Annotated in this window: 16 protein-coding genes and 1 pseudogene; 2 read left to right on the top strand and 15 right to left on the bottom strand. The window is 65.1% G+C overall.

Annotated elements, in window-relative coordinates:
• Positions 1-7: 7 nt before the first annotated feature.
• The 13 genes from Q9K02_RS05940 to Q9K02_RS05880 form a co-directional block, all read right to left on the bottom strand.
• Positions 8-703, bottom strand: a complete 696-nt coding sequence (locus Q9K02_RS05940) for an NAD(P)H-binding protein (RefSeq protein ID WP_305932057.1) — start codon at positions 701-703, stop codon at positions 8-10.
• A complete protein-coding gene (locus Q9K02_RS05935) occupies positions 696-1,856 on the bottom strand; it encodes a deoxyguanosinetriphosphate triphosphohydrolase (protein WP_305932056.1) in 1,161 nt (386 codons plus the stop codon). Before Q9K02_RS05935 ends, Q9K02_RS05940 begins: the two co-directional genes overlap by 8 nt.
• A gap of 129 nt (positions 1,857-1,985) precedes the next feature.
• Complete coding sequence (locus tag Q9K02_RS05930; protein WP_305932055.1) at positions 1,986-3,128, bottom strand: S8 family serine peptidase; 1,143 nt, start codon at positions 3,126-3,128, stop codon at positions 1,986-1,988.
• Between the two features lie 134 nt (positions 3,129-3,262).
• Complete coding sequence (locus tag Q9K02_RS05925) at positions 3,263-3,952, bottom strand: aspartate/glutamate racemase family protein (RefSeq protein ID WP_305932054.1); 690 nt, start codon at positions 3,950-3,952, stop codon at positions 3,263-3,265.
• A gap of 76 nt (positions 3,953-4,028) precedes the next feature.
• Positions 4,029-5,009 carry an alpha/beta fold hydrolase gene (locus Q9K02_RS05920; RefSeq protein ID WP_305932053.1) on the bottom strand — a complete coding sequence of 327 codons (981 nt, stop codon included), beginning with the start codon at positions 5,007-5,009 and terminating at the stop codon, positions 4,029-4,031.
• Entirely contained in the window at positions 5,006-6,022 is a 1,017-nt protein-coding gene (locus Q9K02_RS05915; protein ID WP_305932052.1) for an SO2930 family diheme c-type cytochrome, read from the bottom strand. The genes Q9K02_RS05920 and Q9K02_RS05915 overlap by 4 nt, the downstream gene beginning before the upstream one ends.
• The gene (locus Q9K02_RS05910) at positions 6,019-7,209 is read right to left on the bottom strand and encodes a parallel beta-helix domain-containing protein (RefSeq protein WP_305932051.1); all 1,191 of its coding nucleotides are present in this window, start codon (positions 7,207-7,209) and stop codon (positions 6,019-6,021) included. The genes Q9K02_RS05915 and Q9K02_RS05910 overlap by 4 nt, the downstream gene beginning before the upstream one ends.
• 49 nt (positions 7,210-7,258) lie before the next feature.
• Positions 7,259-7,594: a hypothetical protein gene (locus Q9K02_RS05905; RefSeq protein WP_305932050.1), complete on the bottom strand. Its 336-nt coding sequence runs from the start codon at positions 7,592-7,594 to the stop codon at positions 7,259-7,261.
• 4 nt (positions 7,595-7,598) lie between these two features.
• Positions 7,599-9,080, bottom strand: a complete 1,482-nt coding sequence (locus tag Q9K02_RS05900; RefSeq protein WP_305932049.1) for an NAD(P)(+) transhydrogenase (Re/Si-specific) subunit beta — start codon at positions 9,078-9,080, stop codon at positions 7,599-7,601.
• A gap of 170 nt (positions 9,081-9,250) precedes the next feature.
• Complete coding sequence (locus Q9K02_RS05895) at positions 9,251-9,535, bottom strand: NAD(P) transhydrogenase subunit alpha part 2 (protein ID WP_006833497.1); 285 nt, start codon at positions 9,533-9,535, stop codon at positions 9,251-9,253.
• 13 nt (positions 9,536-9,548) lie between these two features.
• The gene (locus tag Q9K02_RS05890) at positions 9,549-10,337 is read right to left on the bottom strand and encodes a hypothetical protein (protein ID WP_305932048.1); all 789 of its coding nucleotides are present in this window, start codon (positions 10,335-10,337) and stop codon (positions 9,549-9,551) included.
• Positions 10,334-11,452, bottom strand: a complete 1,119-nt coding sequence (locus Q9K02_RS05885; protein WP_305932047.1) for a Re/Si-specific NAD(P)(+) transhydrogenase subunit alpha — start codon at positions 11,450-11,452, stop codon at positions 10,334-10,336. Before Q9K02_RS05885 ends, Q9K02_RS05890 begins: the two co-directional genes overlap by 4 nt.
• 10 nt (positions 11,453-11,462) lie before the next feature.
• A complete protein-coding gene (locus Q9K02_RS05880; protein ID WP_278327299.1) occupies positions 11,463-11,588 on the bottom strand; it encodes an aa3-type cytochrome c oxidase subunit IV in 126 nt (41 codons plus the stop codon).
• Between the two features lie 183 nt (positions 11,589-11,771).
• Between Q9K02_RS05880 and Q9K02_RS05875 the strand changes: the two genes are divergently transcribed.
• Together Q9K02_RS05875 and Q9K02_RS05870 are read left to right on the top strand one after the other, a co-directional pair.
• Positions 11,772-13,190, top strand: coding sequence for a sigma-54-dependent transcriptional regulator (locus Q9K02_RS05875; RefSeq protein ID WP_305932046.1), 1,419 nt, complete (start codon positions 11,772-11,774; stop codon positions 13,188-13,190).
• A 19-nt stretch (positions 13,191-13,209) separates the two neighbouring features.
• On the top strand, positions 13,210-13,989 hold the full coding sequence (locus Q9K02_RS05870; protein ID WP_305932045.1) for an SDR family oxidoreductase: 780 nt from the start codon (positions 13,210-13,212) through the stop codon (positions 13,987-13,989).
• Here Q9K02_RS05870 and folP read toward each other — a convergent pair.
• Together folP and Q9K02_RS14555 are read right to left on the bottom strand one after the other, a co-directional pair.
• Entirely contained in the window at positions 13,986-15,107 is a 1,122-nt protein-coding gene (folP, locus tag Q9K02_RS05865; RefSeq protein ID WP_305932044.1) for a dihydropteroate synthase, read from the bottom strand. The two genes, Q9K02_RS05870 and folP, sit on opposite strands and share 4 nt — an antisense overlap.
• Positions 15,104-15,259: pseudogene (locus Q9K02_RS14555) on the bottom strand (hypothetical protein); the annotation flags it as partial. The gene folP and the pseudogene Q9K02_RS14555, both read right to left, overlap by 4 nt.
• Positions 15,260-15,353: the final 94 nt, after the last annotated feature.

Raw genomic sequence — 15,353 nt, 5'->3', positions numbered from 1 at the left:
GACGGTCTTATCCTTCGTCCAGCCGCGGCAGCGTCTTCGCGGCGCGCATGATCGCGTCGTTATCGTGGATGAAGCGACCCCGGGCCGCGCGGCGCGCCAGGGCCAGCGCCGCATCGGCGACCGTCTCTGCCCTGATCGCCCGATACTGGCGGAAGCCGCCATGAAGCATCAGATTGACGAAAGGCGCCGCCGCAATGCCGATCCGCTCGCCCGGGCGGCGGTCGTTGTCCCGCTTGCCGCGCAGCAGGCCCGGGCGCAGGATATCGAGCCGGTCGAAGCGCAGTTTCGTCAAATCTCGCTCGACCTCGCCCTTCACCTTCAAATAGAAGTTTTTCGACGCGATCGCCGCACCCACCGAGCTGACGTGGACGAAGCGCTCCACCCCTTGCGCCTTGGCAGCCTCGGCCACGCTGAGCACGAGATCCTGATCGATCGCGCGGAACGCCGCCTCGTCCTCGCCGGACTTCTTCCACGTAGTGCCGAGCGCGCAGATCATCGCCTTGGGCTTGATCGCCTCGACCACCTCGCCCCACTTGGCAGGCTCGGCTACGAACAGCTCCATCCTGATACCTTTCGGCAGTTGTGCCTCGCGCCGGGCGATCGCCGAAAGACGCATGTCCTCGCGCCCGACGCAGGCCTCCATAACCTTCCCGCCGATCAGCCCGGTCGCACCGACCAGCAGGATGCGGAGCGCGTCAGACATTGCTAAGCCCCTCCGGAGCACGGCCATAAATGCGGCGGACCTGATCGATGGCAAAGCGATCGGTCATTCCGGCGATGAAATCCGCGATGTGGCGGCTGCGCTGCGGCTCGCCCTGCGGATGCTTCGCCAGCCAGTCGTCCGGCATGGTTGAGGGATCCTGGCTGTAAGCCGCGTAGAGCCGAGAGATTACATCGCGCGCGCGCTCGGCCGTAGAAAGCTGTTCGGGGTGGTAATACAGCCTATCGTACATGAATTTCTTCAGCCGCCGTTCCTGCTCCGCCATTCCCGCAGAGAAGGCCGCGAGCGGCTTGCCTGCGCCGCGTACCTCGTCGACGCTCCCCACACCATCGACGCGCGATCGGGTTTCGGTCAGCAGATCGTTGACCATCAGGCCGATCTGCGTGCGGATCAGTTCACGCAGCTTGCGCTCGTGCGGGGCGTGCGGGAAGCGCCGTTCGACCGCGCGCCATTGGTCGGCCAGCAGGTCGAGCGTCAGAAGGTCGTCGAGCTCGAGAAAACCGGCGCGCAGACCATCGTCGATATCGTGATTGTCGTAAGCGATGTCGTCGGCGAGCGCGGCTACCTGCGCCTCCAGCGAGGGCCAAGTGTCCAGTTCGAGCGGAAAGGCCGCGTCGATTTCCGCCAGTGCCCAGTTCGGTGCTGCGACCGGACCGTTGTGCTTGGCGAGGCCCTCCAGCGTCTCCCATGTCAGGTTCAGCCCGTCGTGATCGCAATAGGGGCTTTCCAGCCGCGCCAGCGTGCGGATGCCTTGCGCGTTGTGATCGTAGCCGCCGGCCTGTACCATCGCCTCTTCCAGCGCAGTCTCCCCGGCGTGGCCGAAAGGCGGATGGCCGATGTCGTGGCCCAGGCAGAGCGCTTCGGTCAGGTCTTCGTCCAGCCCCAGTTCGCGCGCGATGACCCGGCCGATCTGCGCCACTTCGATACTGTGCGTCAGGCGGGTGCGGTAGTGGTCGCCATCGGGAGCGACAAACACCTGCGTCTTGGAGCGCAGGCGGCGGAAGGCGATCGAATGGACGATGCGGTCGCGGTCGCGCTGGAATTCGCTGCGCGGCCCGCGCGTGCCTTCGCGCTCCTCGGGGAACTCGCGGCCACGCGATTTGGCGGGATCGGCAGCGTAGGGTGCTCTCGTCATCGCGGGCGGGGTTAAGCCAGCGCACCGGCGCGGACAACGTGAACAGATTGCGAACCCGCCACCTTATCAGCGAAAAAGAAATGGCCGCGCGACCAGTGCCGCGCGGCCCTCCCCATCATTCGATTACGATCAGTTGATGCCGATCGTGTCCGGATTGCCGTCCGGATCGCCATTGACGGTGCCGCCGGAACGGATGCTGCCGAGCAGCAGCAGGCCGGCCGCGTGCGGGCTGGCCATCGAGGTGCCCGACAGCGTGGCGTAGCCACCGTCCTTGTAGGTCGACGGAATGGCCGAACCCGGCTCCGCAAAATCTACCGGTGGATTGCCGTAGTTCGAGAAGCTCGACCAGCTGTCGTTGTTCTGCGTGAATGAGCTGATCGTGTAGATGTTCGGGTGGTTGGCCGACGCAGGCGACTTGGTGGTCGCGCTGGTGCTTTCGTTGCCGGCAGCCAGCGCGAACTCGAGCCCGCCCTGTGCCGCAGCGATGACGGCATCGTTCAGCGCCTGGCTGAAGCCGCCGCCGAGCGACATATTGGCTACGTCGTTGCCGTTGTCGATGCTGGCAGCGTAGTCCACACCGGCGATCACGCCGCTGTTCGAACCCGAACCGCGACGGTCGAGCACCTTGATGCCCACCACGGTCGTACCCGGCGCAACGCCGACGACGCCGATGCCATTGCCCTTGATAGCCGCGATCGTACCCGCGACATGCGTACCGTGGCCGTTGCCATCGTCCGCATTCTTGTCCCGCGTTGCGTTGAACGCGCTGGACAGCGCGACATCGACATTGAGGTCAGGGTGATCGAGATCGACTCCGGTATCGATGACGAGCGCGCGGCCTGCAGCGCCGCTAAGTCCGCCGCCGACGCGCGTCACGCCCCACGGCGTGCTTTCGCTCGGCTGGGCGGTACCGCCACCACCAGGCTTGCCACGCTGCGCCGTCGCCATCACCTGGTCCTGCTCGCAATAGGCGATACGCGGGTTGTTCGCCTGCATCTTGGAGACGCCCTGCGCCGACGCATTCACCGAGAAACCACGAATGGTATTCTTGTAGGTGAAGCCGACAGCGCCGCCCGCTGCCTTGGCCGAGCGGTTGGCTTCGGCCTTCACATTGCCCTTGGCGACGAGGCCGGGGTTGAAGACGCAGATATAGGAATTTTCGATTTTCGCGCCCTTGGCAGGCGTCGATTGGGCATTGCCGGAATTGGCCATGCCGGCAGCCGCAAGCGCAACGAGGCTAGCGGCCGCAATGCGACCGTACGTAATTTTCATGTTGTCAGTCCCTTCCCTCAGATAGGAAAAGGCAGCATGACGGCGATCCAATCGCAATCAATATCGCGATGGTTAATTTCGACCGAAAATCTGTGCGGTGTACCCGAAAAGACGCATTCCCATGCGCCGCTATATCAATTGATGATCCAGTCGGCTGCCGCACGGCAGTGGATATCGGTGGAATCGAACACCGGCAGCACATTGGCGCGCGTGTCGACGACCAGTTCGAGTTCGGTACAGGCGAGGACGATCGCATCCGCGCCTTCCTTGTCCTTCGACGTGATGAGCGTTTTCAACGCCCGCTCCGCATCCCGCGTGACGCGGCCCAGCATCAGCTCCTTGTAGATGATCCCGTCCACCATTTCGACATCCTCGGGATTGGGCGGCAGCAGCTCCACGCCATGAGCGATCAGACGCTGGCGGTAAAAGCTCTCCGTCATCACGGTGCGCGTACCGAGAATAGCGGCGCTCTCGCATTCGGCAGCCTGCATTGCGTCGCCGACGGCGTCGGCAATGTGCAAGAGTGGGATCGACACGGCTTCGGCCACCTGATCGTAAACCCGGTGCATGGTGTTGGCGGCGATGACCAAGCCTTGCGCGCCCGCGCTTTCCAGGCGTCGGGCGGAGTCGACGAGGATACCCGCCACCGCGTCCCAATCTTCGTGCTGCTTGGCTTCGTAAACCTTCGAATAATCGAGACTCTCGATCAGCATCGGTGCGCTCGCCATCGGCGGCGCCTGCTTCTGCACGAATTTGTTGATGCGCTCGTAATAGGCGCGGGTCGAGATCCAGCTCATGCCGCCGATCAGCCCGAGTGTGCGCAAGATTAAGCCCCTTTTACCCTGATGCAGCAGGCGCCTGATGAACCCGTCTGCGTTTCAGGGGATTAGAACGGACGGGTCAGGTGCCGGTTCCTCGCTCGGCGACCTGTTCCGCGATCCTTTGTGATGATAGCCAGTCGCGCAGGTCTTGAACGGTTTCGACGGGTGCCTCTTCCATCGGGATATGGCCAATGCCAGGATAGCTGACGAGCGTGGCGTTCGGCAGGTGCTCCATGTACCAATCGGCTGCTACAAACGGCACGAGCGCGTCCTCTTCGCCCCACATCACCAGCGTCGGCACATCGACCGCGCCGACTGCCTCGGCGGTAAACGGCACGCGCTCGGTGCCGAAACGCTCGCGTGTTGCCGCGCGGTTTCCCGGATAGCGGGCCATTTCCCAATAGCGATCGACAGCCTCGGGCGTGACCACGGCCTGGTTGGTAACGCTCTGCGACAGGCTGCGCTCGATCAGGCTCCGCGGCATGACCTGGCTGAGCGCCGTGCCGACGCCCGGCATGGCGGCGAGCGTGAAAGCGAGATTGCCGCCACCGTCCCGCTCTATCGGTGCACCCGAGGCATCGACCAGTACCAGCCCCGCGAGCCGTTCGGGGTGTTCGATGGCATAGCCCATGGCGATGCTGCCGCCCATCGAATTGCCTGCCAGCACGAAGCGGTCGAGATCGAGTGCATCGGCAACCAGGTCCAGATCGTCGACGAAGGCATCGCGGGCATAGCCGCCGTCGGGAGCTGGCCCGGTCAGCCCGTGACCGCGCTGGTCGTAACGGATGACTCGAAAGTCCTCGCGCAGGTTCTCGGTCCATGGCTGCCAGGTCATCAGGTCGGCATTGGAGCCGTGCAGCAGGACGATCGCCGGAGCATCGCGCGGCCCTTCGTCGCGCAAATGCACGGTGCGGCCGTCGGCGAGTTTCAGCCTTTGCGAGGGCTCGCCACCGTATTTCGCCCACATCTCATCCGCATCGGTATCGGGGACGCGGAAGATCAGGAAGGCGGCGACCAAAATCGCCGCCAGGACGCCCAGAATGCGCAGTACCCGTTTCACGGTGTCATCTCAGCGATCCAGCGGCTGACCACGTCCAGCCCGTCCTCGTCGACCGTTTCCTTGCCGATCTCCGGCATGGCGACACCGGGCTCGGAGCTGGCCATGCGGTAGGTCAGGATCGATTTCTCCGGCGCGCCCGGAACGATGTCGAACAGGTGACCACCCGCGCCGCGCCCCGCGGCGACCGGTCGCTTGCCGATGCCGAGCGCATGCGGGTCCTGCTGCTCCCAGCGCAGGTCGAGGCCGCTGTTCGAGGCGGTCGCGCCGGGGCGGTGGCAATGCGCGCAATTGACGTCGAGATAGGCGCGCGCCGCCGCGTTCAGGCTTGCGCTTTCGCGTGCCTCCCACAGCGGCAGCTGGTCCGCGCCCTCCGGCAAGCGGTCGAGATGTCCGGCCTGGACCATTTGCGCCAACCACTCGCCCGAGAGATTGCGCGCCTTGGGACCGATCGGCACCACCGCATCCTCCAGCCCATGGCATTCCTTGCACTGGTTCTTGTTCGGCACGCGGTAGCTGATCGCCTCCCCCTTCGGCGTGGTCAGATCGACGCGCGCACCGGCGACCGCCAGCTTCGCATCGGTCTGCTCCTCGTTCCAGAGATAGGGCAGCGCCACCCAGCCATCCGCGCGATGCAGCAACACGCGCGTCTCGATCAGCCGCCGGCTCTCGCCATCGCCGAACGCGAAAGTCTTTATCAGCGCCGCGCCGACCGGCATATCGATCAGCCCCTCGCCATCGGCGCGAAACTGCGTGCCGGGAGCGCGATAGACGAAGCGCAGCTTGTCCGCCCCGTCCGAATAGAGCGGCGTGTTGAGCCGGTAGGGATAGACGTGCGGCACCGGAACCTGCGCGCCGAGGTCGGCGAAGAAACCGTAGTCCGACAGCAGGCGCGGCATCCCTGTGCCCGCGATCGCCTTGTCGTTCACATATTGCGGTGGCGGCGGCGTGGCCTGCACGGAAAGCGCGCCCGCAAATGCGAGCGCCGCTGCCGCCAGGACGGCGCTATGTCTCATCCTGCCAACCGTGCCTCTAGCGCCGCCGGAGCGCCGATGCCGCTGCGGTCGAACTCGCCGGTCGGCTCCGCCACGCTCAGCGGGCCGGGTTGCGCGCCGCCGAGACCCTTGCCTGCCTCGGTCAAATTAAGGCTCCACCCCGCCGTGCCTTCCACGGCAGCGACCGAGCCGAGGCCGTCCCACAGCACCGGCGGGAGCTCGCCGCCGAAGGCCGCCAGCAGCATTTCCGCCCCGTCGAGCTGCGGATCGTAACCGCCGCCGTCATATGTGTTCTCTCCGATCGTCACCTCGCGCGGCAGCGGGTCGTAGCGTTCGTCTTCGAACGGCTGCGTATAAGCGATCACCATGACCGGCGCGGTCGGATTACCGGAAAGGATGTTGTTCTCCACCAGCACCTTGTCGTTGGCCATCACCATGATCCCGGTCCCACGCCGCACGCCCGCGACGATATTTCCGGCAGGGGCGAAGTTTTGCGTGTCGTTGGCGACGACGAGATTATTCGCCACGATCACATTGCCTCCGCCCATGACCGGCAGACCGGGAAGGTCGAACACCAGGATGCCGCCCGTATTGCGCGTGGCGACATTGTGCTCGACCAGCGCGTTGCGGCTGTTCTCGATCTCGATCCCGGCGACATTGGCCTCCGCGATCGAATTGCGCACGGTGATGTCGTTCGACTGGCCCACGTAAATGCCCGCATCGCTGGCGCCAGTGACCTTAACGCCATCGACCAGCACGCCGTTGCTCTCAACCGGATAGATTCCGTAAGCACCGTTCTCCTCATGCGGACCGCGCGTCCAGGTGACGCGGATGCGGTGATAGACGATATTGTCCGCGCCCTTGGACTTGATCCCGTCGCCCTTCGGGTTCTCCAGCGCGAAGTCCCGCACCGTCACATTGTCGCTGGTGATCAAGAATCCCTCGCCCGCGCCCTGCTGGCCGGTGAAGTCGAGCACCGTCCCATCCATGCCCGCACCGCGCACGGTGACATTGTCGACATCGAGGCTGAGCCCGTCGGTCAGCGCATAGCGGCCGGCCTCCAGCACGATCTCGTCGCCCGGCTGGGCAAGGATCAGCGCCTCCTGTAACCGCGCCTGGGCGCCCTCCCCGGGCGAGACGGTATGCGTTTCGGCGAGCAGCGGCAATGCGCTGGCCAGCAAGGCGGCAGCGATGGTCAGTCGGATCATGAGTCTCTCCCTTGCAACCCATTGTGCCGCAAGGGTTCGGGAATGCAAGTCAGATGGAAAAGGCGCAGACCGCCGCAGCGCTGCCGGTGACCTCGACCACTTCGGGATCGTCCACCCGGCGCAGGCGCTCGAGCAGTTCCGCGATGGAGACCGGCACGTCGGCCTCGCCATCCTGCGGGCGCAGCCGCTCCAGCTTGGCCAGCTGACGTGGGGAGAGGCGTTCGACCATGCGGGTCGCCATGCAGTCGGCCATCGGTTTGGGCACGCCGCGCGTGGTCAGTTCGGTGACGATGCGGTCCTCGGTCCAGCTGTCGAGATTGAGGTAGAACACCAGCGCGCCGACGCCGATGGCCAGCAGGGCAAGGATGATGACGACCTTCCGCATCGCCTCAGTCGAGCGCCTTCACGATTTCCTCGACCATCTTCTTGGCATCGGACAGCAGCATCATGGTCTGGTCCATGTAGAACACGTCGTTGTCGACGCCCGCGTATCCCACGCCGCCCATGCTGCGCTTGATGAAGAAGACCTGCTTGGCCTTGTCCACGTCGAACACCGGCATGCCGTAGATCGGGCTGGACTTGTCGGTCTTGGCAGCCGGGTTCACCACATCGTTCGCGCCGATGATGAAGGCAACGTCGGCCTGCGCGAATTCGGAATTGATGTCCTCCAGCTCGAACACGTTTTCGTAGGGCACCTGCGCTTCGGCAAGCAGCACGTTCATGTGGCCCGGCATGCGCCCGGCGACGGGGTGGATGGCGTATTTCACCTCAACGCCCTTTTCCTCCAGCATGTCGGCCATTTCGCGCAGCGCGTGCTGCGCCTGCGCCACCGCCATGCCGTATCCCGGGATGATGATGACCTTTTCCGCCTGTTCGAGCATGAAGGCCGCATCGGCGGCGCTGCCCTGCTTGTAGGGGCGCTGCTCTCTCGCTTCGCCGCCACCTGCGCCGCTGTCGTCCGCGCCGAAGCCGCCCGCGATCACGCTGATGAAGCTGCGGTTCATCGCGCGGCACATGATGTAGCTGAGGATCGCGCCCGAGGAGCCGACCAGCGCACCGGTGATAATCATCGCCGTATTGCCGAGCGTGAATCCCATCGCCGCCGCGGCCCAACCCGAATAGCTGTTCAGCATCGAGACCACGACCGGCATGTCCGCCCCGCCGATAGGAATGATCAGCAAGAAGCCGATGATAAAGGCGAGCACCGTCAGCGCGATGATCAGCGGCATGGTCTCGGAAGGCCCGGCCATCGCAAACAGCGCGGTCAGCACGATGATCGCCGCCAGCGTGCCGAGGTTGATGACGTGCCGAGCAGGCAGCAGGATCGGCGAACCGCTCATCCGCCCCGACAACTTGGCAAAGGCGATGACGGAGCCCGAAAAGGTAATCGCCCCGATAGCGATGCCGAGCCCCATCTCGACCTTCGAAACGGCACCGATGCCGATGTCGGTAAGTAACCCAAATGCCCCCGGATTGAGATAGGCCGCCCAGCCCACCAGCACCGCGGCGAGGCCGACCAGCGAGTGGAAAGCCGCGACCAGCTCCGGCATCGCAGTCATGGCGATACGGCGGGCGATGGTGATGCCGATGATCGCACCTATGGCGATGGCGACCAGTATTTCGCCCATTGAAAACAGATCAAATCGCTGGACACAGTCATGCACGCAAGCGACGTCAACCCCAACAGGTGTCTCGCTTACCAGAGCGCTCATGGGGAAGTGCGTCACCAGCGTCGTCACCACTGCGATCAGCATGCCGATCATGCCGAAGCGGTTGCCCGTCCGGCTCGTCGCGGGCGAGGACAGGCCGCGCAGCGCGAGGATGAAGAACACGCCCGACACGAGATAGGCGAGCGCGACCAACGGATTCACCGCCTCGCCGGTTGCTGCATGAGCGGGGGTGGCAAACAGGGTCGCCAACAAAACAAACGTCACCCCGGACTTGATCCGGGGTCGGTGCCTATCTCCTCGGACCGCACCTGAAGGAAGCACCACCCCGGCTCGGGGGCCGGGGCGACGATGGAGTGAGGTGAGCGCCCGCATCACTTCTTCTCCTTCTTCTTGTACATCGCCAGCATTCGCGCTGTCACCGCGAAGCCGCCGAAGATGTTCACGGATGCGAGCACGATGCCGAGCAGCCCCAGCCACTTCGCCCCCGGCACATCCGCCGCCGCCGCCGCGATCAGCGCGCCGACGATGATGACGCTGGAAATCGCATTGGTCACCGCCATCAGCGGCGTATGCAGCGCAGGCGTGACCGACCAGACCACGTAATAACCGACGAAACACGCCAGCACGAAGATCGACAGGATCGAAATGAAGTCCATGGGTTGAGTGCGCCTATCCTGGAACGTAAAATGCACGCGCCGGTGTCTTGCCCAGGATTACCGGACGTATCGGTATCGGCCGCATCATCTCGAATTGCGCCCCGTCCTTGGTCATCCCGGTCACTCTGAATTGACCTCCGAAGAGCTCCAGTTCGCCTTTCGAATCCAGTTCGTAGCGGTCGTAGGAGATCGTCTCGGCATCATCGCCGTTGGCGATCCTGAGGGCGACGAACACGACGTCCTTTTTCGGGATCGCGCGGCGCAGTACGAACTGCATCGAATAATTCACCGGATAGGGCTGTGTAGTCGAAAGGGTGTAGGGGACAGGTTCATCCAGCGCGCGCCAGTCGTTGTCTCCATCCTGCATCACCGGGAAGGCGGCAGCTTCCCCACCGGTAGTGAGGGCGCGGTCGAATGCGCCGTCGCGATCATCGTCTCGCAAGCATACAAAAACGCGCACCATCCGGTCATACTGAGGGGGATCATCAGGATTCTTGTTGGACGACGCGCAATAGGCGATCCCCTCGGTGCTGGTCGCTTGGAACAGCACGGTGTCCGCAGCGACGTAGCGCGTGATTACGCTTCCGGGAACTGCAATCCTTTGTGCTAGCGTGACCGTGACACCGGAAACTACCGGCACGCTGTAGAATGCGTCGTTCTCCTCGACAAAACCATCGGCTGCTTCGCCTTCCTCGGGCGCGGTGAGGAAAAGCGGGACGATCGAGGACCGCGCATTAGCCGGAGGCGTGAGAACGCAGGAAATCGTTATCGCAGCAGCTGCAAGAATGCCAGAAAGTCTCACGCCAGCTTCTCGTTCACGACTTTGCCACCCTGCGTTAGCCGCACGGCATCGCCAATCTCCTCGTCGAGCACTGGCTTGCCCGCCTCCTCGTCCCAAAAGGCAGAGAGGAAATTGTAGAGGTTGCGCGCGAACAGCGCGGAAGCGTCGGCGGCCAGATGGCCCGCCGTGTTCGAATAGCCCACGATCTTCACGCCGTGCTTCTCGACCGCCTCGTCCGGCGAAGAACCCTCGACGTTTCCGCCCTGCGCCACGGCGAGGTCGAAAATTACGCTGCCCGGCTTCATCGTGGCGATCTGCGTGTCCGAGATCAGCCGCGGTGCGGGTTTGCCCGGGATCAGCGCGGTGGTGATGACGATGTCCTGCTTGGAGATATGCGAGCTCACCAACTCAGCCTGCGCCTTCTGGTACTCTTCGCTCATCTCGGTGGCATAGCCGCCGGAACCTTCGCCCTCGATCCCCTCGACATCCTCGACGAACACGGCCTTCGCGCCGAGCGACTGGATCTGTTCTTTGGTCGCCGAGCGCACATCGGTCGCGCTTACCTGCGCGCCCAGTCGCTTGGCCGTCGCGATCGCCTGCAGGCCCGCCACGCCCACACCCATCACGAAGACCTTGGCCGCCTGCACCGTGCCGGCGGCGGTCATCATCATTGGGAAGGCGCGGCCATATTCGTTGGCCGCCGTGATCACTGCCTTGTAGCCGGCGAGGTTCGACTGGCTGGACAGCACGTCCATGCTCTGCGCTCGCGTGATGCGAGGCATGAATTCCATGCTCAGCGCTTCGTAGCCGGCAGCCGCATAGGCTTCAACCAGTTCGCGATTGCGGAACGGGTCGAAAGTCGCGGCAACCCAGGCACCTGGTTTGGCACCTTGCAGCAAAGCGACATCGGGCGCCTGCACGCCCATCACGATATCGGCGTCCTTCACGGCATTAGCCGCAGGGACGACCTCTGCTCCGGCCTGCGCATAGTCTGCGTCGAGAATGGCGGCACCGGATCCGGCACCTTCCTCAACCGCGACGGTAGCCCCGAGAGCGATGAATTTTTTTGCCGTTTCGGGGGTCAGCGCGACCCGGTTTTCGCCGGGCGCACGCTCTTTCAAGACCGCTATGCGCATCAAGCGCCGCTTACTCGGCGATCATGATGACGACGAGCAGCGCGATCACCGCAATCAGCGGAACCGACCATTTGAGGTTGGCAATGAACGAGGAATAGGTGCTGTTGTGTGCCTTGTGGTCATTGGCGGATTCCATGGTGGTACCCCTGATCTGGAATATCGATTGGCCGCGGGTCTATCGCGCCCGTGCGACCTGCTCAAGCCCTTCATCGCGCGGCCCACGGGATAACAGGCTTAATCAGGTCTTTACCCCGAGCGGCTATAACGCGATGATATCGGCCACCAACCGGCCACCACCTCAAGGGAGTGCCACGAGCGGATGGCGAGCGAGACAACACGTCTGCTGATGCTGATCGATGACGAACCGGCCCAGAGCCGCCTCGTCACGGCGCTTGCCGCGCGCGAAGGGTGGCGCACGCTGGTCGTGGGATCGAGCGACGAAGCGCTCGAAGCTCTCGGGACGGAAGAAGGCGCCGATGTGCGTGCCGTCCTGCTCGACCAGTGGGTTCCCGGTGATGCAGCCTGCGAACTGATCCGCGACATCCGCGCTGCCCGGCCCGACGTGCCGCTGCTGATGCTCACGGCGAGCACCTCGCCCCTGCTGGCGGTCGAGGCGATGCGCGCTGGCGCGACCGATTACCTCATCAAGCCGGTCGGACCCGATCGCCTGATGGCCGCGCTGCGCAGCGCGACCCGCGACGAAGCGCCGCGCGACGAATTGCAGCCGATGACCGAGAAGCTGCCGGCGGAGCTCGATTTCGATGCCATGGTCGGTACCGCCGCCCCGTTCCGCACCGCGCTGGCCAAGGCCGCCACTGCGGCGCGCGGGCATGGCAACGTGCTGGTCGAAGGCGACAGCGGCACCGGCAAGGAAATGCTGATGCGAGCGATGCATGCCGCATCCACCCGCGCCAAGGCGGTGATGAAGCTGGTCGGCTGCGGCTCCATGCCTGCAACGTCACTGGAATCGCTCGTCTTCGGCCACGAGAAGGGTGCCTTCGCAGGTGCCTTCGATCGCCAGACCGGCCTGCTGGAGCATTGCGACGGCGGCACGCTGATCCTCGATGATATCGACCGGATGGACTTGCCGCAGCAGGACCGCCTCGCCGATGTCCTCGAAAGCGGCATTGTGCGCCCCACCGGTGCAGCGCACGGCTTCAAGATCGACGTCCGCGTCTTCGCCTCGAGCGACGTTCCGCTCGAAGAGCTGGCGGCATCGGGCGCATTCTCGCAGCGACTTTACGACGCGCTGGGCACCACGCGCATCCACCTCCCTGCCCTGCGCGAGCGGATGGGAGACATCCCCGCCCTCACCCGCCACTTCCTCGCCAAGATCGGCCAGCAGCCGGGCTTCACCCACCATTCCATCGCCGACAGCGGACTGACCCTGCTCGAAGCCTACGACTGGCCCGGCAACGTCCGCCAGCTGCAATCCGTGCTCTACCGCGCCTGTGTGCATGAACAGCGCGAGGCGCTGACGGCGCACAGCTTCCCGCAGCTTGCCGAACTGCTTGGCGACAATCCCGACCGCGGCGAGAGCCGGGCGCGCGGGCTCGGCGTGTTGCTCTACGAAGAAGACGGCAACCTCCGCCCCCTCGAAGAGATCGAGGCCGACATCATCCGCCTCGCCATCGGCCACTACCGCGGCCGCATGACCGAAGTCGCCCGCCGCCTCGGCATCGGCCGCTCGACCCTCTACCGCAAGCTCAGCGAGCTCGGCATCGACAACGCCGCCTGAACGGCTTAGCCACGCAACCATGGCAAAACTGGACGACATGCTCTGCGTGGTCACCGGCGGTGCGCGCGGGATCGGCAAGGCGGTGTGCGAAGCTTTCCTGGCCGAAGGCGCGCGAGTCGTGCTCACCGATATCGACGAAGCGGAAGGTAGGAAAGCGGCCGACGCGCTTGGCTGCACCTTCCACCGGCTCGACGTGGCGAGCGAGGCGGAGTGGGACGCGCTTGCCGCAGCCTTTCCCGCCATCGACGTCCTCGTCAACAACGCCGGGATCACCGGCTTCGAGGACGGCCCCGCCCCGCACGACCCCGAGAACGCCAGCCTGGCCGAGTGGCACCGCGTCCATGCGGTCAATACCGACGGCTGCTTTCTCGGCTGCCGCTATGCCCTGCGCGCCATGCGAGCGAAGGGCGCAGGCTCGATCGTCAACATGTCCTCGCGCTCCGGCCTTGTCGGCATTCCCGGCGCAGCGGCCTATGCGGCCAGCAAGGCGGCGATCCGCAACCACTCCAAGTCGGTCGCGCTCTATGCCGCGCAGCAGGGGCTCGCGATCCGCTGCAACTCCATCCACCCCGCCGCGATCCTGACCGACATCTGGGAGCCGATGCTGGGCGACGGGCCGGACCGCGACGCGAAGATGGCCGCGCTGGTCGCCGACACGCCGCTGAAGCGCTTCGGCACGGTCGAGGAGGTCGCCGCGCTCTGCGTCTACCTCGCCAGCCCCGAGAGCGGCTACATGACCGGCGCCGAACTCACGCTCGACGGCGGGCTGCTGGCAGGGAGCGCCGCCTCGCCTGGCTAGCCCGGCAGGTCCCCGAAATCCGTCAGCGCCGCGTCGCGCAAGCCCCGCCACACGTTCCGCGCCTGCACCGTCTCGGGTACGTCGTGAACGCGGTGGAGCTGGACGCCGGCGTCCATGCCCTTCACCGCCAGCGTCACGCTGCCGCCGAGACGAGCATTCGCCTCCGCTTCATTGGACAATGCACCGATCATCCGCTTGCGGCTCGCACCCAGCAGCAGCGGGTGGCCGAGCGCGTGGAACAGTGGCAGGGCGTTTATCAGCGCAAGGTTCTCGGCGAGCGACTTGCCGAAGCCGATGCCGGGATCGAGCAGGATGTTGCGAGCCTCGATCCCCGCCTCCAGCGCCACATCGCGCCGGGCGCGCAGCGCGTCGAACACGTCGAGCACGACATTGGCGTAGTCCCCACCCTCGTGCAGGTCCTCCCCGCTGCCGGGCGCGTGCATCAGCACCACCGGTACGCCTGCGCGCGCGACCACTTCGGCGGCGCGCGGATCGTGGGTAAGGCCGCTGACATCGTTGACCAGCGCCGCGCCCGCCTCGATCGCCGCCTCCATCACCGCAGCCTTGCGCGTGTCGACGCTGACTGCCGCGCCCATGCCCGCAACGGCCTCGATGGCCGGGACGACGCGCGCGATCTCGTCGCCTTCCCAGACGGGCTTGGCGCCGGGCCGCGTGCTTTCGCCGCCCACGTCAATGATGCTCGCCCCCGCCTCCACCATCGCCGCAGCATGCTCGCGCGCGGCATCCGGACTGTCATGCGAGCCGCCGTCGCTGAAGCTGTCGGGGGTGACGTTGAGGATGCCCATCACCTGCGGCTGGTCGAGCCGCACCGTGCGCGCGCCCAGCTCCAGCGCCGGATGCGCGAGGGTAAGATTGGCCCACTGCTCCTCCGCATCGCCCGCGACATCGTCGGGCAGCTGCGCCAGCACCTCGGCCATCGTATCGGGCGCTGCGAGCCAGCGATCGACCACCTCGCCCCCGTGTTCTTTGGCCTGCCGCAGGACCACCGCAAAGCGGCTCGCATAACCCATCCCGCCCGCCAGCCGAATGGCATTGCCATGCTCGGCCTGCGGACCGGGGACGATGCCGATAGGGCGGATGTAAGCGTGTTGGATCATTGTTGGAAAGCCTCAGGGCAAGCACCGCGACATGGACCGCATGTTACACAGTCCAAGGCGGAAAAAGTGATGGAGGGGGTGATTGGCGCTTGGCTGAGCTGGTGGGAGGCGATGAAGCGCTGGATCATGGGCGCGGTGTTAGCGTGGGAATGCGATGTAGGACAGCGAACTCGCTATTACGCCGCGCAAGGCAACGCGACATTAAGCCCTTTTCTGCCCAGCATCGTCCAAGCCGCTATGCCAACG

The sequence above is a fragment of the Qipengyuania profundimaris genome, from assembly GCF_030717945.1.
GTDB classification, from domain to species: Bacteria; Pseudomonadota; Alphaproteobacteria; order Sphingomonadales; family Sphingomonadaceae; genus Qipengyuania; species Qipengyuania profundimaris.
Note: the sequence above shows the minus strand (reverse complement) of the source record. Positions and strands in the feature narration are given on the sequence as shown.